Consider the following 18,350-nt stretch of genomic DNA (forward strand, 5'->3'; position numbering starts at 1 on the left):
GGCGGCCGATCAAGAGCTAATCAAAATCAAGTTGTACAGAACGGATGCAGACCATGACTGAAGTTGCCAGTGCCCTTGTTGCTGCGAGCACGCCGTCCGTTATCGGGCGCTTGCTCGGTGACCTGGCTGTTGCCTATCGCAAAGTCCCGGATCACCCGGGGCTCGACCCTGCGCGCAAGGTGCACGCCGTACTGCTCGACGATTCGATCGGTCCCCTGCTGGTGCTGTTCACCCAGAATCATTTACTTGATCTGAACCGTCTGGCCGACTTGACCGGGCGGCGCATGACCGCCGTTGCGCCGGAGCGCCTGCAGGTCTTGCTGGACAAGCATGGCCTGAGCCAGCTGCCGGGCTTGCCGGCGCTGGTCAACTCGCCCTGCCTGTACGAAGAACACTTGCTGCAACAACCCTCGCTGCTAATCAGCACGGGTGAACCGGGCCTGTGGCTGGAGATTGCCCAGCAAGACTTCAAACCCCTGCTCAAAAACGCCAGCGCCGGCCGTTTTGGCGAGCCTTTGGGCGCCATCACACCTGATCTCGGCGGGGACGATGGCGAGGCCATCACCCGGGCAGTGCAGGCCTTCACGGCGCGGCGCATCCAGCAGCGGCTGGAGGCCACCATCGAACTGCCACCGCTGTCCGAGAGCGTGCGCAGAATCATGCGGCTGCGCTCCGACCCTGACGTAACCATCGATGAAATCACCAGCGTGGTGGAAACTGACCCGGCGCTGGCGGCGCAGGTCATGAGCTGGGCCTCGTCATCGTTTTACGCCTCGCAGAGCAAGATTCGCTCGGTCGAAGACGCCATTGTGCGCGTGCTGGGGGTTGATCTGGTGATCAACCTGGCACTCAGCCTGTCGCTGGGCAAAACCCTGAGCCTGCCCAAGGACCATCCGCAATCGAGCACTCCTTACTGGCAGCAGTCGATCTACACCGCGGCGGTGATTGAAGGGCTGACCCGGGCCATGCCCCGGGAGCAGCGCCCCGAAGTCGGCATGACTTATCTGGGCGGGTTGCTGCACAATTTTGGTTACCTGCTGCTGGCCCATGTGTTTCCGCCGCATTTTTCGCTGATCTGCCGGCATCTTGAGGTAAACCCCCATGTCAGCCACAGCCTGATCGAGCAGCACCTGTTGGGTATCAGCCGTGAACAGATGGGCGCCTGGCTGATGCGCTTTTGGGGGATGCCGGATGAGCTGGCGATTGCCGTACGCTATCAACACGACCCGGCTTATGTGGGGGTGGATGCGCAGTATCCGAACCTGGTGTGTGTGGCGCTGGGCTTGCTGCGCAGCCGCGGAGTCGGTCACGGTGCGTGTGCGCCGTTGCCGGATGCGTTGTTCGAGCGTCTTGGCGTGCCACGAGAAAAGGCTGAGGCGGTGGTGGGCAAAGTATTGGAGGCTGAAGTGTTGCTGCGCGAGATGGCGGCGCAGTTCGGTCAGGCTTGAATAGCTAAAAGCACAAGCCCCATCCCTCTCCCGGAGGGAGAGGGAGCTGATTGTCGGTGTTCTTGAAATCGCGCGCGGTCAGTTCCCTCTCCCTCTGGGAGAGGGCTAGGGTGAGGGGCTCTTGATCTTAAGCCTTGGCCTTTTTACGCGGCTTGAGGTACTTGGTCAGGCCCTGGAACCAGATCACCAGCGCCGGGTTACCCTTGATCTGAATCGACTTGTCCTGAATCCCTGTCATGAACGCCAGCTGCTTGTTCTTCGCCTGCAGCGTAGCGAAGCCGTAGGCGGCATCTTTAAAGGCGATGGCAAACGCCGGCTCGGGGTACAGGCCGCCGTGGCTGGTGATGCGCTGGTCTTTGACCTTGAAATGACGGGCCACCTTGCCGTCGAGGGTTTGCAGCTGGAACACCAGATCCTTGTCCACCAATTGTTGCTGGAAAGCAGGATTGTTGCGGCTGGCTTTGCCCATCAAAAAGCCCAGCATCCAGAGCAGAAAACGAAATTTCATGTACGCGGCCTCGGGGAAATAAAAAATGGCCGGCGCAGTGTAACGATTTGAGCGAAGAACGCCATATTTCTGCAGAGTTAGGCGTAGATGGGCTAGGTTTTGCCACTTATGGCCGCACAATCGGCCCGTGTTTTCTCAAGAACGGGCCGCTGGCAAGGCCAGCTTGCCCATTCTTCATGTAGCCCGTGCCTTAAGGATTCACGCTGTCCTTGAGGAATTTGCCCGGTTTGAACGCCACCGTGTTGCTGGCCTTGATGGTGACCGGCTGGCCGGTTTGCGGGTTTTGCCCCGTACGGGCACCGCGGTGGCGCTGGATAAAGGTGCCAAAGCCGACCAGCGTAACGCTGTCCTTGCGATGCAGGGCCTGGGTGATTTCTTCCAGCACCGCATTGAGAACGCGGTTGGCTTGTTCTTTGGTTAGGTCAGCCTTTTCAGCGATAGCTGCGGCGAGATCGGGTTTACGCATGATGAAGCCTCATTGACGGTTTTTTGTTGTTATGTCCGTGCTGCTCTCTACGGAACAGCGCCCAAGGCGCCGCAGGCTCTAAACTGCGGCAGACCCGTGTGAGAATGGCACGCGACCAAGGTCGGCGCCAGCCTCTGCACAGGCTTTGTTGAGTCAAGGCAATGGCATATGCGACAGAATGAGCCGCTTTTACGCCAAAAGTGCAGGCAGCTCTTTGTTTAGCGCGAGTTTTTCTCGAACAGCCTCACCCGTCAGCGCATAACCGAGCAACTTGCCGTCTGCGTCGCGGCACAGCGCCTTGATATCGGCGCCCTGACCTTCCACGGTCCACACACCCTCGTAGCCACGCGGCACAGGTGACACCACCAGCGGGCAAACCGGGGTTTTCACCGTAATGGGCATGGCTCCGTAACTGACCGCGGTCGGGTTGCCTGCCAGGGTTTGCGCCAGCGCCCGGGCGCAACTCATCAACGGCATCACATACAGCAGGTTAAGGCCGTCGACCTCGGCACAATCGCCCAGCGCGTAGATATGGGAGTGAGAGGTTTTAAGCTGACGATCCACCTCAACCCCGCGATTGACCTTGATCCCCGCAGCGGCGGCCATATCAATGCGAGGGCGCAAACCGATGGCGGACACCACCACATCGCACGGAACGACACTGCCATCCGACAAATGCGCCTCGAGGCCGCTGTCGGTACGTTGCAGGCGGGTCAACACCGGGCCCAGATGAAAGCGTGCGCCCAGGCTTTCGAGGCCAGCCTGCACTGCCGCTGCAGCAGCGGGGTGTAAAAGGGTTGGCATCACTTGCTCGCAGGGCGCGACCAGATCGACCTCATAACCGCCTGCGATCAGATCGTTGGCAAATTCGCAGCCGATCAGCCCGGCGCCCAGGATCAGGACGCGGCGTTTACCTGCGGCAGCTGCGCGAAAACGCGCGTAGTCTTCCAGGTCATTGATCGGGAAGATCGCATCCTGAGCGTCGCCCTCCACCGGGACCTGCACCGTTTGCGCACCCCAGGCCAGCACCAGGTCACGATAGGGCACCGCCTCTTCACCGATCCACAATTGCTTGTGGCCCGGGTCGATACCGCTGATGCGGGTATGGATACGCACCTGGGCCTTGAGCTGCTCGGCCATCGCCTCGGGCGTGGCCATGCTCAGGCCGTCAGCCTCTTTGTTTTTGCCAAAGCCGGTAGACAGCATTGGCTTGGAGTAAGAGCGCCCGTCATCGGAGGTGATCAACAGCAGCGGGGTTTCGCTGTCCAGCTTGCGAAACTCACGGGCCAGGTTATAGCCGGCCAGCCCGGTGCCAACGATCACGACAGGTGCGTTCATGCCAATCTCCAGAAGTTGAATCAGGTTTTAAAAGGGTTGATCAGTTGATTTCAATCATCTCGAAATCCATTTTACCGACGCCACAATCCGGGCACAGCCAGTCTTCAGGTACGTCCTGCCACAGGGTACCGGGGGCGATGCCATCATCCGGCCAGCCGTCGGCTTCGTTATAAATCAGTCCACATACAATGCATTGCCACTTCTTCATCTGGGTATTTCCTAAAGGTTCAGGCTTGGACAAGGCCACGGACTTATCAACAGGCGCCGTGTTACTCGTCAAATTCAGGGCGTTTTGTACTGATGACCACCCGCAGATGCAAGCACCAATACGGGCAAAAGTCCCTTGGACGCTCATTCGAGGATCCGCGTGATAAGCTCGCCGACCTCAATGGCTGCCAATTATGACCCACCGTGCCGCACATAACTTCTCCGCTTATCCCCCCTGTCTGGCTTGAACAAGGCCAACTTCCTGCGCTGCCTGACACACAGACCCTGGACTGGCTATTTGACGAGGGCTCTCTGACTCGGCGTCTCACTGCAATTTCAGATAATGCCTTCAGCGTGCTTCCACTTTATGAAGGTTGGCAAGTACTGCGCCCGGATGAATGCGCTGCGCTGGACCTGCCTGAAGGCGTTCAGGGCTGGGTGCGCGAAGTGTATTTGCGCGGGCACGGTGAGCCTTGGGTGTTTGCACGCAGTGTCGCGGGTAAAAGCTCACTGCAAGAGGGTGGCCTGAACATGGACGAACTGGGCAACCGCTCGCTGGGGGAGTTGCTGTTCAGCGACCAGGCCTTTGAGCGCGGAGCCCTGCAGGTGTGCCACTACCCGCGTAACTGGTTGCCGCAGGCTGATCAGGTCGATCACCTGTGGGCACGCCGCTCGCGCTTTGTGCGTGGCAAACTGAGCGTGCTGGTGGCCGAAGTGTTTTTACCCAAACTGTGGGCCGCCCTCGGTGCCCGGTCGGAGAACAATTGATGTACACGCGCCTGCTCAAATCACTCAACCGTTTCAACCCCCGTGCCTGGGACTTTATCCAGCTGACCCGCATGGACAAGCCCATCGGCATCTACCTGCTGCTGTGGCCGACCTTGTGGGCATTGTGGGTGGCCGCCAAAGGCGTACCCTCGCTGGGTAACCTGCTGATTTTTGTCTTAGGCGTGGTGTTGACCCGTGCTGCCGGCTGCGTGATCAACGACTTTGCCGACCGCAAGGTGGATGGTCATGTCAAACGAACAGAACAACGGCCTATGGCCAGTGGCAAAATCAGCAGCAAAGAAGCCCTGGTGTTCTTTGCGCTGTTGATGGGGGTCAGCTTCCTGCTGGTGCTGTGCACCAATGCTCCGACCATCTGGCTTTCATTTGGCGCGCTGGCACTGGCGGCCACTTACCCGTTCATGAAGCGCTACACCTACTACCCGCAAGTGGTGCTGGGCGCAGCGTTCTCGTGGGGCATACCGATGGCCTTTACGGCCGAGACCGGCAGCCTGCCGGCTGCGGCCTGGCTGCTGTACATCGCCAACCTGCTGTGGACAGTGGCCTACGACACCTACTACGCCATGACCGACCGCGAAGATGATCTCAAGATCGGGGTTAAATCCACCGCCATCCTGTTTGGCGATGCCGACCGCGTGATCATCCTCAGCCTGCAGGGTCTGGCCCTGGGTTGCCTGCTGCTGGCAGGGTCGCACTTTGAGCTGGGCGGCTGGTTCCACCTTGGCCTGCTGGCGGCGGCGGGCTGTTTTGTGTGGGAATTCTGGTACACCCGCGACCGTGATCCGCAGCGCTGCTTCAAGGCCTTCCTGCACAACCACTGGGCAGGGTTGGCGATTTTTGTGGGGATCGTGCTGGATTACGCGCTGGGCTAAACCCACAGGAATTGCATCCCATGCCTACAAATGCGAGTTTGCTCGCAAATTGAATCGACACTTATAGTTTGTTTCGCTCACTGACCACTGTCAGTGGCAGGGTTTCGCAGCCCATACACTATAGGTGTCATTCGTCAAAGAGCCTGTTGAAGGTACTTTTCAGTATCTGAAATTTCGTTTTATGGCGGTTGTACGCGGGAGACCTTCGGGTCTGCCGGGGCACCTATAGCTCGGTCTGCGAACCTGCGTGCAACTGCCACCCAAACCGTTTCGCAGCGACCGGTAGTAGTACCTCTTTTAATTCTCTATAGGTGCTGCATTCATGAATACTCAAATCCAACGTTTTCTCCCTCTCGACACCTTGACCACCCAAACCCCTGTGTTATTTATCGACAGCCATGCACCGTTGGCGGATTTGCACGCCTGTGTGGCCGAGCGCCTGTCTGCGCTGCATAAATTGCTGACTATTTTTGCCTGTTGCCCGCTTGTTGCTGCAAGATACCAACGATGTATTCGAGGTGATCCAACAGCACGGCATGAACGCCTGAGTCCCCTTACTCACGATGCGAACGACGTGGTGGGGCTGCAGACCGCGGCGATTCGATCGCGAGCAAGCCCGCTCCCGCGCAGGGGGCACGGCAATGGCGCCGCCCCCCTTCTGAATTAAGACTAAAATCGGTCTTATCATCGTCCAAGGGGGGCGCCATGAAATATTCATCCCAAGTTCGACCTATCAGTTATCTGAAAAGCCATACCGCCGAAATCGTGAAATCCATCACCGAAAATCGACAGCCTTTAGTTATTACCCAAAATGGCGAGGCAAAGATGGTCGTCATGGACGTCAAAAGCTACGAAGAGCAAGCCGAGACCATGGCTTTGCTGAAGCTGTTGGCACTGGGCAATCGAGAGATAGATAACGGTCAGTTCAGTGACATCGAAGATGTATTTGCCGAGCTGGAACAGGCAGATGTGCAATGACGTTCAAGGTGGTAATGCTTCAATCTGCACAAACCGACCTTAAAACGCTCAGGCACTACATCATCAAGCAATTCTCTGCCGTACCTGGCAAGTCACTTACGAGCACTTGAAAAGCTCAATTCGCATGCTCGCAGCGTTGCCTCACTCCGGGTCAATTCCCGATGAGTTGCAGGCCCTGAGCCTGAATCACTTTCGGCAAGTGGTCAGTGGCATGAACCGGATTATTTACGAAATTCGCTCACAGACGGTCTACGTGCACATCATTGTTGATTCGCGTAAAAGTTTGCAGTTGCTGCTCACGCAAAGGCTGCTAAGGGCTGAGTTTTATCGCTGATTGAGTGCCCTGCACCATTCACTGCTCAGGCACCAACCGCAACGTACTGCGGGTATTGAGCTGGATTTCGTTTTCCTCCATATGCGGCTTGTCGTAATCGCCCTCAATGTAGGACTCGGCCTGGTCGCGGTAGTGTTTGTCGAACGGCACGCCGCTTTGACCCACCGGGTTGATGGTCAGCCCGTGAGACGGGTTGGCAAAGTCGATCAGGCGCCGGGTGGACGGGCCGTAGATCACCGGCCACGGGGCGTTGCCGAGTTTGGCGCTGAGGTTGTTGGGCACTTCGTGGCTACCGGGTGCAGCGAAGGGGCCGACGTTGAACAGCCAGTCCAACGGCTTCTGCCGCCCCAGCGGATGAACGTGGGTCAGGGTGTGGGCACGGCCCCAGCGCCATTGCCCGGGGTCATCACCCAGGGTGCTCTTCAGGTGGGCAATGCTGGCCTGCCAGGCAACCTTGACCGTATCGGCGCGAGTCTCTTTGTGTGCTGTGCTGCGGTTATCCCACCACGGTGAATCAGGGCTTGCCGCCAGGCGCGGCAAAGCCGCATCGATCACACGGGTCGTGAGCATGGCGTCAAAAAATTTGTCGCCCAATTTGTCGCCCATGGTGACTTCTGTGAGGCTGTACAGGAACTGGTTGAACACCGTGGCGACCGTTGAATTCAACGGGTAATCGCCTTTCCACTGTGCCAGTTGCTCCACCAGTTTGCGTTCGCCCGGGTCCGTGACCACTTCGCGCAGCACCGGCAACAGAGGCTTGAGCACACGTTCACCGTAGCCCGTGGCGGTACCCAGCTGCAGAGCCTGGCTGTTTTTCAGGTTCCACTTGACGCTGTCATCGCGGAGCTGACGATCAAGCTGCTGGCCGCGATCAGCCAGGTTGTAATAACCGGGGATCTCGATGCCGACAGGCGACAATGGCTGGAAGTTGGCTGACACGATATAACCCCGCGCCGGATTTTCTTCCTGGGGGTTGGCGCTGAACGGGTAAAAACCGTCTTTGTCGGCCTGTGCTGTGCCGCCGTCGAGGATAAACGCCGGATTGACTCCGGCCGGGCGCTTGGGCAGTTGCGCCGCTGCCCACCAGCCGATATCACCTTTGGCGTTTGCCCACACCAGATTCAGACCGGGCGCCTGAATATAGGTCGCAGCCGTACGCGCCTTGCTCAGGCTGTCAGCACGGTTGAGCTGGTAGAAGCCTTCGAGGATCGGGTTCTTGCTCTCCAGGAAGCCCCACCACATGGCAATCGGCGTGTTGCCCGCGGTAGCGCCCAACACGTCGTTGATAATCGGCCCGTGGGGCGACTGGCGCAGAGTAAGGGTCACCGGCGCCTCGCCCTTGACGGCAATCTGCTGTTCGCTGCGGGTCATGTCGACCCATTGGCCGTGATACCAGACCTGATTGGGGTTATCGGGGTTGGTCTTCTCGGCGATCAGGTCCAGATCGTCGTTCTGGAACATGGTCAGGCTCCAGCCAAAATCGGGGTTGTTGCCCAGAAAAGCGAACGGCACCAGCGCCTGATGGTAGCCATACAGGTCGAAATCCGGTGCCGACAGCTGCGCTTCGTACCACACAGACGGTGCCGCAAAACGGATATGCGGGTCACCCGCCAGCAGTGGCTTGCCACTTTGTGTGCGTTTGCCTGACACCACCCAGGCGTTGCTGCCTTCAAACTGCGGCAAGCCCGCCTGGCTCAGGGCCTGATCGCTCAGTTGGGCCAGCGCCCCCAGGGTTTCCCAGTCGCTGGCCACCAGTGCAGGAGACAATACGCCCTGGGGCTGCCAGTCGAGGTCGAAGATTTTCAGGTAATCGCTGCCCAGCTGGTCACGTATATAGGTCAGCAGCGGTTCGGTACGAAAGCCGGCGGCAAAGCTGTAAGCCATGTAGCCGGCGACACTGATGGTATCTTCGCCGGTAAAGGGCCGGGGGGCGATGCCCAGCAGGTCGAACTCCACGGGTTTGGGGTTGTTGGCCTGGTATTGATTGATCCCGTCCAGGTACGCCTGCAAGGCCAGAAATGACGGGGACTGGTGATCCAGCTCAGTCACGTAACTCGCAGCCCGCTCACGGATGCGCAGGCTGCGAAACAGCTTGTCGGTATCGACCAGCTTGGGGCCCAGCACCTCGGCCAGTTCGCCCCGGGCGAGGCGGCGCACGATCTCCATTTGAAACAGCCGGTCTTGTGCCTGAACGTAGCCCAGGGCCCGGTACATATCCGCCTGGTTGCCTGCACGAATATGCGGCACACCGCGCTCGTCATAACGCACCGTGACCGGCCCCTGCAACGCTGCAAGCGCCACTTGCCCCTGGCGTACGGGCAGTTTGCTCTGCACGTACCAGGCCCCGCCGCCTGCAAGGACGACAATGGCAACGGCGATAACGGTCAGGCTGCGATTCATGAAGCAACTCCTTGTTCTGGTCGTACGCGCCGGGGCGATATCAGTGGGCGGCGCTTTTATCTTGCCAGGAGCAGTAACAGCCCACCGCCATGGTATGGGTGGCCTTGACCGGGCGACCTTCGCTCAGGGCTTGCAGGATGGGTTCTATGAAACTGTTGCTGGCGTTGCAGGTGGCCCCTTCGCTGTAGGGGCCAAAGTAGGCCAGTTGGCCACTGCGGTCCCAGATGGCCACGGCCGGGCTGGCACTCAGATGCTCGGCGCCGGGCAGGCTGGCCAGCGCCTTGATCGCGCCCAGGGTGGCGGGTAATTGACCGTGAGTGCCGGGCTTTTGCAGTGAGTAGAATTCGACGCCTTGGGGCGCGTAATGAGCCAGCAGCTCGCCAAGGTGCTGCTGGTTGCCGACGTTGCAGGGGCACGCCGGGTCCCAGAAGTGCAACACGCGAATGGCACCCGGACCCGACAGTTCGGCGGGCAGGCTCAGTACATCCCCGGAGAACAAAGCGGCCTGATCACTGAAGGCACGGATATAGCGGCCCTGGAACCAGTCGTAGGCCGTCCACAACCCCACCGAGCAGATCAGCGTCAGCAGGCAGGCCAACAGGGTTTTGAACGGGGGCACCGGCATTGGAAAGCTCCTTGAAGGCCGCGTAGCTTGCCATGCTTGACCTGACAGATGAATATTGAAGGTCTATAAAGCCTGTTTTGCGCGCCTGCGCCCTGTCTGGAAGCCTCTATGCCTGCCCTGTTTTCTCCCGATTCCTTGCGCGCCAGCCTGCAGCCGCTGGCGGCGGGCCAGCCGTTATCGAGTGAAGCCCTGGCGTATCAGCGTTATTACGGTCTGGATTTTCCCCATCGTCAGGCGCCAGTCAAACGTCAGTTGGGGCGCTTCACTGCGGGGGGTTACGAGATCGTCAGTCAGGTGTGGTGGCCAGCCTCGTCACCCGTGGCGACCTTGTTTGTGATTCACGGGTTTTACGATCATATGGGGCTATACCGGCATGTGATCGAGTGGGGGCTGAACCACGGATTTGTGGTGATCGCCTGTGATCTGCCGGGGCACGGGCTGTCCAGTGGCGAGCGGGCCAGTATCGACGATTTCGCGCAGTACCAGGCAGTGCTGCAAGGCCTGTTTATCGAGGCTCAATCATTGCAGTTACCGCAGCCCTGGCATCTGTGCGGGCAAAGCACGGGGGGCGCGATTGTGCTCGATCACCTGTTGCACTACGGCGCGCAAAGCCCGGCACAGGGCCAGGCGATACTGCTTTCGCCCCTGGTGCGACCCAAGGACTGGGGCTGGTCAAAATTCAGCTATTACCTGCTGCGCCCATTCGTCAAAGGCATTGCCCGGCGTTTTAGCGAAAACTCCAACGACCCGGCTTTTTTGCCGTTTCTGCAAGCCGACCCTCTGCAACCGGTGCGTTTGCCGACAGCCTGGGTGGGTGCGCTGGCGCGCTGGATCCCGCGAATTGAAGGCGCGGCACCGAGTGCGCGGCAGCCGCTGGTGATTCAGGGCCAGGACGATAAAACGGTGGATTGGCAGCATAACCTTGAGGTGCTCAAGGCCAAGTTCAATCAGCCGCAGACACTGCTGTTGCCTGAAGCCCGGCACCATCTGGCGAATGAAACGCCCGAGATACGTGCGCGATATTTCGCTTTTCTGGACAAGTATTTCTGAGACCCTGAAGGGCGCTGTCCTATGGATTCAGGTTGGCCGTGCTTTGCCCCACTGCCAGCCCGGCGCGAACCGCTGCCAGGGCTGCTTGATAATAGGTCTTGCCTTCAGGCGATTGCGCAAAGGTAACGAACTCTTCCAGCTCCGGGTCAGACAGATCGCGATACACGTAGAGCAAGGTGTTATCCAGCTCGCCGCCGATCTGATCCATCAACCGCTGGCGCTGCCCGTTCAACATGCTCTGCGCTTGCCCGCCACCCAGTAGCCCCGGGATCATCGAACTCAAGCTGTCCGCGGCAACACCGGCAATCGCCAGGCTGACTTCGGCCCCGGCTTCACGGGCAGGCAGTGCGCGAGACAAATGATTGATCAGCAACTGGCGGGTAGCGTCGGCGTCCATGCGCGGCAGGCCCTGCGCATGCATGGCCAATTGATCGCGGCGCGTGGCCAACAGCTCGGCGGCGACAATTTTGCCGCCCAATGGCGAGCGGAAAAATACCAGCGCCGGCTTCGGATCAGGCAAGTTGCTACGCATCTGTTCCTTGGCCCGCTTATCCATCGCCGCAGGTGCAAAACGCTGGCTACTGTTGTTGACCAACGCCTGGTAGACCGCTGGCGGCAAATTGTTGCGATAACGCTCCTGAGCAGCGCCCAGCGCATCATTGAAGTGCTCACGTTGTTGCGGCCAGCCGGCGACCGTAAACAGATCATCAAGGTTGTCTGCCCATGCGGGTAACGTACAAAACATCATTAACAGTAAAAACAAGCGGCGCATGAGGGGCTCCTGTCTGCAGGGCGCTATTGTCCGGGTGTGGCGTAGGACTTGTCGAGAATTCGTCTCGCTCATATGGGCATTAAAGCGTGCAGGTGATTTATTTCGACATTGCCAGCCAGACGGAGCTGTCAGATTTTGAGGCGGCTCGATACTATGCGCGCCATGCAAATACCCTCTGATCACCCGCTGTTGCTACGCATCGTCGACGACCTGTATACGCAGGGATGGTCACAGCAAAATATTTTCCTGCCCGAGGCTCTGACCCTCGAACTGGCGGCTGAGTGCCATAAACGTTCAGCTGAAGGCGAACTGACCCCGGCAGCGGTCGGCCGCGGTGTGACTCAGGAGGTACGCGAGGGAATACGCGGTGACCATATCCAATGGCTGGAGCCGGGAGAGGCGCTGGCTTGCGACAGTTACCTGGGGTTAATGGAAAGCCTGCGAATCGCCATGAATCGCAGGCTTTTTTTGGGCCTGGAGGACTTTGAAAGCCACTTTGCGCTCTACCCGCCCGGTGCGTTTTACCTCAAGCATCTGGACCGCTTTCGGGATGATGACCGGCGCATGGTTTCGGCCGTGGTCTATCTCAACCAGGGCTGGCTGCCCGAGCATGGTGGGCATTTGCGCATGTACCTGGACGGCGATATCGACTATGACGTGTTGCCGACCGGCGGGTGTCTGGTGGTCTTTCTCTCGGGCGAAATCCCCCATGAAGTCATGCCTGCGACCCGTGACCGTCTGTCGTTGACCGGTTGGTTTCGCCGTCGTGCCACAGAGGTGTTTGTATGAGCCCCAAAGTACTGGTCAGTCGCTGCCTGCTGGGGCATCGCGTACGCTACGACGGCGGCGCCAGCGGCCCCTATGCACTACTGGCGCAATGGCAGGCCGAAGGCCGGGTGATTGCCTTGTGCCCGGAAGTGGCGGGCGGCTTGCCCACGCCACGCGCTGCAGCAGAGATCCCCGGCGGCCAAGGGGTCGAGGTGCTCGCGGGCAAGGCTGCAGTCATTACCACTGAAGGCGAAGACGTAACCGAGGCGTTTGTGTCCGGCGCGCGTCAGGCACTGGCGCTGGTTGAGCGCCACGGCATCCGCATTGCCATTCTCAAGGCCAACAGCCCGTCCTGCGGCAATCGACTGACCTATGACGGCAGCTTTAGGGGTGTCAAAGTCGAGGGGCAGGGCGTGACTGCAGCCTTGCTGACCCGTGCAGGGGTGCAGGTATTCAGTGAGCTGGAGCTCGAAGAAGCGGCCAAAGCACTGGGTGTTTTGACGCAGAAATGAGTTCAGGTAATATCCGTCATCACATTGCCCAGGGATACAACGATGACTGACAAGCCTAAATCGCAGCCCTCGGCCGCAGCTGAAAGTGCCGATTCAGCACTGCACCATATCGTTGATGGTTTTTTGCACTTTCATCACGAAATCTTCCCTGAACAAGAAGCCTTTTTCAAAAAGCTGGCCACGGCGCAAAACCCCCGTGCGATGTTTATTGCCTGCGCCGATTCGCGCATCGTGCCGGAGCTGATCACCCAGAGCGCACCGGGCGATCTGTTCGTGACCCGTAACGTCGGCAACGTTGTACCGCCTTACGGTCAGATGAACGGTGGTGTTTCCACGGCGATCGAGTACGCGGTACTGGCACTGGGCGTGCAGCACATCATCATTTGCGGGCATTCCGATTGTGGCGCGATGCGCGCCGTGCTCAACCCCGCCAGCTTGAAAAAAATGCCGACGGTAAAGGCCTGGTTGCACCACGTGGAAGTGGCCAAGACCATGGTGCAGGACAACTGCAACTGCGCCAATGAATCTGAAAGCATGCACGTGCTGACCGAAGAAAACGTGATTGCCCAGCTGCAGCACTTGCGCACGCACCCGTCGGTAGCGTCGCGTATGGCCAATGGGCATCTGTTTATCCATGGCTGGGTCTACGACATCGAAACCAGCGCAATCAAGGCCTACGACGCCGACAAGGGCGAATTCCTGCCACTGGACGGCACCAGCCCGATCCCGAGCGCGACGCCCAAAGCGCGGTTTTAAACGCGCATGAGCGGTGGGAGCGGGCTTGCTCGCGATTGCATCAGCGCGGTATGTCAGTTAAACCGCAGCGTCTGCATCGCAGGCAAGCCAGCTCCCACAAAAAGCCTGCAAAAATCTTACAACGCCAGGCCAACGCCCAATTGCTTGGACAGGCACGGCCAGCGCTTCCAGGCTGCGCCCGTTTCAGGGCTGGTCAGGCGCTCGCGATAGGCTTCGACCGACTCCAGGGCAAAGCTCTCTTCGTTGAGCATCAGGTCAACCGCATGATGCACGGCGGCATCCAGCTGGTTGGCAAAGTCTTCGCCAATCAACTGGTGGGCGATCAGGTTGGCCACGGTCATGTCCAGCGGAATCAACGGCTGCTGGAAGTGCTTGATATAGAGGTCGTTGACCTCTTCGACCAGGCGGTGCGCCAGGTACGCTTCGTCCAGCAAACCCTCCAGCCCTTCGTGGCCAACGAGCAGCGGCAATGGCTGGGCAAAGAATTGCTCGGCGATTTTCAGGATCGGCTTGATCTGCGACTCGATACCGGCCTCGCGAGCGACTTCATTGGCCGCATCGAGCAAGTCGGGCACCTGGTCGATATAGGCGCTGACGAAACGCGTCATCACCACATTACGGTCGACTTCAGGCAATTGGATGGCGGTGTGAAGGTGTGGCAATTGAGCGGCCAGATGCTTGGCGAGCAGGCCCGTTTCAGCCTCATGGTCTTGGGCACGCGAGATCTGCACGCGGATGGCGGCGGTGTTCATGGGAACTCCAGGGGGGTGCTAGACAGGGGGGTACTTTTAAAAAAGTAGCCCTCTCAGGTCAAGGAGAGGGGTTTTTCAGGGGGAGTATTGTCATTCATTTTGTGACCGGGCAGTGAGTGCCATTTGTCGATGGCCCCTTATTTCATTGTTTTGGCCCCTCATATTGCGGGGCCGGGCCCTGTGTCTATACTCGTTTTTGTAACCGTTATTCGATGACGCCCGACTGCTTGAGCAGACGAGGCTCGGCGGTAAGGAACAGCTGGTTGGAACACCGCCCCCTTGTAGCGCTGCCCGTGTACAGATGCAGACCGGCGCAATAACAAGAAAAATAAAGGGGAACACCGCGATGCGACATCCACAGTTATGGATGGGCCTGCTGTTGTGGTCAGTGTTCAGCCAGGCACAAGCGGCCTGGACCGTGAATATGACGCCAGGTGCAACCGAAGTCAGTCATGCGGTCTTCGACCTGCACATGACCATCTTCTGGATCTGTGTGGTGATCGGCATCATCGTCTTCGGGGCCATGTTCTGGTCGATGATCGTTCACCGTCGCTCCACCGGCCAGCAACCGGCCAGGTTTCATGAGAGCACCAAAGTCGAAATCCTGTGGACAGTCATCCCCCTGGTGATCCTGATCGCCATGGCTGTACCCGCGACCCGCACCCTGATCCATATCTACGACAGCAGTGAATCGGATGTGGATATCCAGGTCACTGGCTATCAGTGGAAATGGCATTACAAATACCTGGGCCAGGACGTCGAGTTTTTCAGCAACCTGGCCACCCCCGCCGACCAGATCCACAACCAGTCCCCCAAGGGCGAGCATTACCTGCTCGAGGTCGATGAACCGCTGGTTTTGCCCATAGGCGCCAAGGTGCGGTTTTTGGTGACCTCGGCCGATGTCATCCATTCCTGGTGGGTGCCGGCCTTTGCAGTCAAACGTGACGCCATTCCGGGGTTTATCAACGAGGCCTGGACCCGCGTCGAGAAGCCTGGCCTTTACCGCGGCCAGTGCGCCGAACTGTGTGGCAAGGACCACGGCTTTATGCCGATTGTGGTTGATGTCAAAACCAGGGCCGATTACGACGCCTGGTTGACCGAACGCAAGGCCCAGGCCGCGCAACTCAAGGAGTTGACCAGTAAAGAGTGGACCCTCGACGAGTTGGTGGCGCGTGGCGACAAGGTCTATCACACCGCCTGCGTGGCCTGTCACCAGGCTCAGGGCCAGGGCCTGCCGCCGATGTTCCCGGCACTCAAGGGTTCACCTGTTGCCACCGGCCCTGCCGCCGACCACCTGCACCGCGTGTTCTTCGGCAAACCGGGGACCGCCATGGCCGCTTTCGGCAAGCAACTGTCGGAAGTCGACATCGCTGCGGTGGTGACTTACGAGCGCAACGCCTGGGGCAACAACAAGGGCGACATGGTGACACCAAAAGACGTGCTGGCGCTCAAGCAGGAACAAGGCAAATGAGCCGCCCGGGGATGTGTGCACGTAACGGTCGGGGGCAATCTGCCACTGGCTTCTTGGTCCAGCTGTTTGCAGGAGTCAGGACATGAGTGCTGTTATCGATGACCACGGCCATGCAGACGGTCAGGCCCATGGCCCGGCCAAAGGCCTGATGCGCTGGGTGCTGACCACCAACCACAAGGACATCGGCACCTTGTACCTGTGGTTCAGCTTCTGCATGTTTCTGCTTGGCGGCTCGTTTGCCATGGTGATTCGCGCCGAGCTGTTCCAGCCCGGCCTGCAGATCGTGGCCCCGGCCTTTTTCAACCAGATGACCACCATGCACGGTCTGATCATGGTCTTCGGCGCAGTGATGCCAGCGTTTGTCGGCCTGGCCAACTGGATGATCCCGCTGATGATCGGCGCACCGGACATGGCCTTGCCACGGATGAACAACTTCAGCTTCTGGCTGTTGCCCGCCGCATTTTTACTGCTGATTTCGACGCTATTCACCGCCGGGGGTGGGCCCAACTTCGGCTGGACGTTCTACGCGCCGCTGTCCACGACCTACGCACCCGAAAGCGTGACCTTTTTCATTTTTGCAATCCATTTGATGGGCATCAGCTCGATCATGGGCGCGATAAACGTGATCGCCACCATCCTCAACCTGCGCGCCCCCGGCATGACCCTGATGAAAATGCCCCTGTTTGTCTGGACCTGGTTAATCACCGCCTTTCTGCTGATTGCGGTAATGCCGGTGCTCGCGGGCGTGGTGACGATGATGCTGATGGATATCCACTTCGGCACCAGCTTTTTCAGCGCCGCAGGTGGCGGTGACCCTGTGCTGTTCCAGCATGTGTTCTGGTTTTTCGGCCATCCCGAGGTGTACATCATGATCCTGCCGGCCTTCGGTGCCGTCAGCGCGATCATTCCAACCTTCTCGCGCAAGCCGCTGTTTGGCTACACCTCGATGGTCTACGCCACGGCCAGCATCGCCTTCCTGTCGTTTATCGTATGGGCGCACCATATGTTTGTGGTGGGCATTCCGCTGGTGGGCGAGCTGTTCTTCATGTACGCCACGCTGCTGATCGCGGTGCCCACCGGGGTCAAGGTGTTCAACTGGGCCAGCACCATGTGGCAAGGCTCACTGACCTTTGAAACGCCGATGCTGTTTGCCGTGGCCTTTGTGATTCTGTTCACCATCGGCGGGTTTTCCGGGTTGATGCTGGCCATTGCCCCGGCGGACTTTCAGTACCACGACACCTATTTTGTGGTGGCGCATTTCCACTATGTGCTGGTGCCGGGGGCAATCTTTGGCATCTTCGCTTCGACCTACTACTGGCTGCCGAAATGGACCGGCCACATGTACGACGAAACCCTGGGCAAGCTGCACTTCTGGCTGTCCTTTGTGGGCATGAACCTGACGTTCTTCCCGATGCACTTTGTCGGACTGGCGGGTATGCCGCGGCGGATTCCGGACTACAACCTGCAATTTGCCGATTTCAACATGGTGTCGTCGATTGGTGGGTTCATGTTTGGAGCGACGCAGTTTTTGTTCCTGTTTATTGTCATCAAATGCATCCGCGGTGGGCCGCCAGCACCGGCCAAGCCGTGGGACGGCGCCGAAGGTCTGGAATGGAGCGTGCCTTCGCCCGCGCCGTACCACACCTTTACCACGCCGCCGGAAATCAAGTGAAAGGTCAAAGTCCCCTCTCCCTTTGGGAGAGGGGCTTTTGCTCCAAGGAGATCAAGCGTGAACAACTCAACCCCCATCAAACGCCTGGTCCTGCGCCTGTCGCTGCTGGTGGTGGTGATGTTTGCCTTTGGCTTTGCCCTGGTGCCGATTTACGACGTGATGTGCAAGGCCTTCGGCATCAATGGCAAGACCGCCGGGCAGTACGAAGGGGAGCAAGTGGTCGACCCGAGCCGTCAGGTACGGGTGCAATTCCTGTCTACCAATGCCATCGACATGGTGTGGGAGTTCTACCCCAAGGGCGATCAACTGGTGGTCAATCCGGGCGCGGTCAACGAGATGGTCTTTGTTGCCTACAACCCTACCGGTCAACCGATGTCGGCGCAGGCAGTGCCGAGCATTTCGCCCGCCGAAGCGGCCCGGTACTTCCACAAGACCGAGTGCTTTTGCTTTACCCAACAGGTGCTGCAACCGGGTGAGCGGATCGAAATGCCCATGCGCTTTATCGTCGATCAGGCCATGCCCAAGGATGTGAAACACCTGACGCTGGCTTACACGCTGTTCGATATCACCGCTCGCCATCCGCCCGTCGCCGCCATCGCCGGCAAGGCCGCTGACCAGCCTTCCCGATAAGGAGA

20 protein-coding genes and 1 pseudogene are annotated in these 18,350 nt (G+C 59.1%); 13 read left to right on the forward strand and 8 right to left on the reverse strand.

Translation table 11 applies throughout. The annotated features are described in order from the left end of the window. Positions 1–53 precede the first annotated feature (53 nt). Positions 54–1,448, forward strand: coding sequence for an aminoacyl-tRNA deacylase and HDOD domain-containing protein (locus ACP7BE_RS14375; RefSeq protein WP_169916456.1), 1,395 nt, complete (start codon positions 54–56; stop codon positions 1,446–1,448). A gap of 127 nt (positions 1,449–1,575) precedes the next feature. Here the strand turns inward: ACP7BE_RS14375 and ACP7BE_RS14380 are convergent, their stop codons facing one another. The 4 genes from ACP7BE_RS14380 to ACP7BE_RS14395 form a co-directional block, all read right to left on the reverse strand. Beyond that, complete coding sequence (locus ACP7BE_RS14380) at positions 1,576–1,956, reverse strand: helicase (protein WP_094999708.1); 381 nt, start codon at positions 1,954–1,956, stop codon at positions 1,576–1,578. 190 nt (positions 1,957–2,146) lie between these two features. Continuing rightward, on the reverse strand, positions 2,147–2,422 hold the full coding sequence (locus tag ACP7BE_RS14385) for an HU family DNA-binding protein (protein WP_016782719.1): 276 nt from the start codon (positions 2,420–2,422) through the stop codon (positions 2,147–2,149). Positions 2,423–2,611: 189 nt separating this feature from the next. Continuing rightward, the gene (locus ACP7BE_RS14390; RefSeq protein WP_094999707.1) at positions 2,612–3,760 is read right to left on the reverse strand and encodes an NAD(P)/FAD-dependent oxidoreductase; all 1,149 of its coding nucleotides are present in this window, start codon (positions 3,758–3,760) and stop codon (positions 2,612–2,614) included. A gap of 40 nt (positions 3,761–3,800) precedes the next feature. Next, entirely contained in the window at positions 3,801–3,968 is a 168-nt protein-coding gene (locus tag ACP7BE_RS14395; protein WP_003437744.1) for a rubredoxin, read from the reverse strand. Between the two features lie 203 nt (positions 3,969–4,171). Here ACP7BE_RS14395 and ACP7BE_RS14400 point away from each other — a divergent pair, with 203 nt between their 5' ends. The 5 genes and pseudogenes from ACP7BE_RS14400 to ACP7BE_RS14420 all read left to right on the forward strand — a co-directional run bounded on the left by ACP7BE_RS14400 (position 4,172) and on the right by ACP7BE_RS14420 (position 6,937). Further along, positions 4,172–4,735: a chorismate--pyruvate lyase family protein gene (locus tag ACP7BE_RS14400; RefSeq protein ID WP_094999706.1), complete on the forward strand. Its 564-nt coding sequence runs from the start codon at positions 4,172–4,174 to the stop codon at positions 4,733–4,735. Next, entirely contained in the window at positions 4,735–5,625 is an 891-nt protein-coding gene (gene ubiA / locus ACP7BE_RS14405; RefSeq protein WP_094999705.1) for a 4-hydroxybenzoate octaprenyltransferase, read from the forward strand. The genes ACP7BE_RS14400 and ubiA overlap by 1 nt, the downstream gene beginning before the upstream one ends. Before the next feature lie 322 nt (positions 5,626–5,947). Next, positions 5,948–6,292 carry a hypothetical protein gene (locus ACP7BE_RS14410; RefSeq protein ID WP_353884538.1) on the forward strand — a complete coding sequence of 115 codons (345 nt, stop codon included), beginning with the start codon at positions 5,948–5,950 and terminating at the stop codon, positions 6,290–6,292. A gap of 38 nt (positions 6,293–6,330) precedes the next feature. After that, positions 6,331–6,603 (forward strand): type II toxin-antitoxin system Phd/YefM family antitoxin, encoded by a 273-nt coding sequence (locus ACP7BE_RS14415; RefSeq protein WP_094999704.1) that lies wholly within the window; start codon positions 6,331–6,333, stop codon positions 6,601–6,603. Then, positions 6,600–6,937, forward strand: a pseudogene (locus tag ACP7BE_RS14420) (type II toxin-antitoxin system RelE/ParE family toxin). The gene ACP7BE_RS14415 and the pseudogene ACP7BE_RS14420 overlap by 4 nt, the downstream one beginning before the upstream one ends. Before the next feature lie 18 nt (positions 6,938–6,955). Here ACP7BE_RS14420 and ACP7BE_RS14425 read toward each other — a convergent pair. Both ACP7BE_RS14425 and ACP7BE_RS14430 read right to left on the reverse strand, forming a co-directional pair. Beyond that, the gene (locus tag ACP7BE_RS14425) at positions 6,956–9,337 is read right to left on the reverse strand and encodes a penicillin acylase family protein (RefSeq protein ID WP_426106282.1); all 2,382 of its coding nucleotides are present in this window, start codon (positions 9,335–9,337) and stop codon (positions 6,956–6,958) included. Between the two features lie 40 nt (positions 9,338–9,377). Further along, positions 9,378–9,962: a DUF6436 domain-containing protein gene (locus ACP7BE_RS14430; RefSeq protein WP_426106284.1), complete on the reverse strand. Its 585-nt coding sequence runs from the start codon at positions 9,960–9,962 to the stop codon at positions 9,378–9,380. A 108-nt stretch (positions 9,963–10,070) separates the two neighbouring features. On the opposite strand from ACP7BE_RS14430, the gene ACP7BE_RS14435 reads away from it, so the two are divergent. After that, a complete protein-coding gene (locus tag ACP7BE_RS14435; protein ID WP_426106286.1) occupies positions 10,071–11,012 on the forward strand; it encodes an alpha/beta hydrolase in 942 nt (313 codons plus the stop codon). Between the two features lie 19 nt (positions 11,013–11,031). Here the strand turns inward: ACP7BE_RS14435 and ACP7BE_RS14440 are convergent, their stop codons facing one another. Further along, positions 11,032–11,784 carry a hypothetical protein gene (locus ACP7BE_RS14440; RefSeq protein WP_094999700.1) on the reverse strand — a complete coding sequence of 251 codons (753 nt, stop codon included), beginning with the start codon at positions 11,782–11,784 and terminating at the stop codon, positions 11,032–11,034. A 153-nt stretch (positions 11,785–11,937) separates the two neighbouring features. On the opposite strand from ACP7BE_RS14440, the gene ACP7BE_RS14445 reads away from it, so the two are divergent. From ACP7BE_RS14445 to ACP7BE_RS14455, 3 genes are read left to right on the forward strand one after another with little or no spacing between them, the layout of a single operon-like run. Next, on the forward strand, positions 11,938–12,573 hold the full coding sequence (locus ACP7BE_RS14445; RefSeq protein ID WP_094999699.1) for a 2OG-Fe(II) oxygenase: 636 nt from the start codon (positions 11,938–11,940) through the stop codon (positions 12,571–12,573). Beyond that, a complete protein-coding gene (locus ACP7BE_RS14450) occupies positions 12,570–13,064 on the forward strand; it encodes a DUF523 domain-containing protein (RefSeq protein WP_094999698.1) in 495 nt (164 codons plus the stop codon). The genes ACP7BE_RS14445 and ACP7BE_RS14450 overlap by 4 nt, the downstream gene beginning before the upstream one ends. A gap of 42 nt (positions 13,065–13,106) precedes the next feature. Then, positions 13,107–13,820 (forward strand): carbonic anhydrase, encoded by a 714-nt coding sequence (locus ACP7BE_RS14455; RefSeq protein ID WP_094999697.1) that lies wholly within the window; start codon positions 13,107–13,109, stop codon positions 13,818–13,820. Between the two features lie 116 nt (positions 13,821–13,936). On the opposite strand, the gene ACP7BE_RS14460 is transcribed toward ACP7BE_RS14455, so the two are convergent. After that, on the reverse strand, positions 13,937–14,572 hold the full coding sequence (locus ACP7BE_RS14460) for a hypothetical protein (RefSeq protein ID WP_094999696.1): 636 nt from the start codon (positions 14,570–14,572) through the stop codon (positions 13,937–13,939). 346 nt (positions 14,573–14,918) lie between these two features. On the opposite strand from ACP7BE_RS14460, the gene coxB reads away from it, so the two are divergent. The 3 genes from coxB (at position 14,919) to ACP7BE_RS14475 (ending at position 18,345) form a co-directional block, all read left to right on the forward strand. Next, complete coding sequence (gene coxB, locus ACP7BE_RS14465) at positions 14,919–16,043, forward strand: cytochrome c oxidase subunit II (RefSeq protein WP_094999695.1); 1,125 nt, start codon at positions 14,919–14,921, stop codon at positions 16,041–16,043. Positions 16,044–16,125: 82 nt separating this feature from the next. Beyond that, positions 16,126–17,715, forward strand: a complete 1,590-nt coding sequence (gene ctaD / locus ACP7BE_RS14470) for a cytochrome c oxidase subunit I (RefSeq protein ID WP_094999694.1) — start codon at positions 16,126–16,128, stop codon at positions 17,713–17,715. A gap of 57 nt (positions 17,716–17,772) precedes the next feature. Beyond that, positions 17,773–18,345, forward strand: coding sequence for a cytochrome c oxidase assembly protein (locus tag ACP7BE_RS14475; RefSeq protein ID WP_094999693.1), 573 nt, complete (start codon positions 17,773–17,775; stop codon positions 18,343–18,345). The last annotated feature ends 5 nt before the right edge of the window (positions 18,346–18,350 follow it).

The sequence above is a fragment of the Pseudomonas sp. TWR1-1-3 genome (assembly GCF_049896805.1).
Classification (GTDB): domain Bacteria; phylum Pseudomonadota; class Gammaproteobacteria; order Pseudomonadales; family Pseudomonadaceae; genus Aquipseudomonas; species Aquipseudomonas bubulae.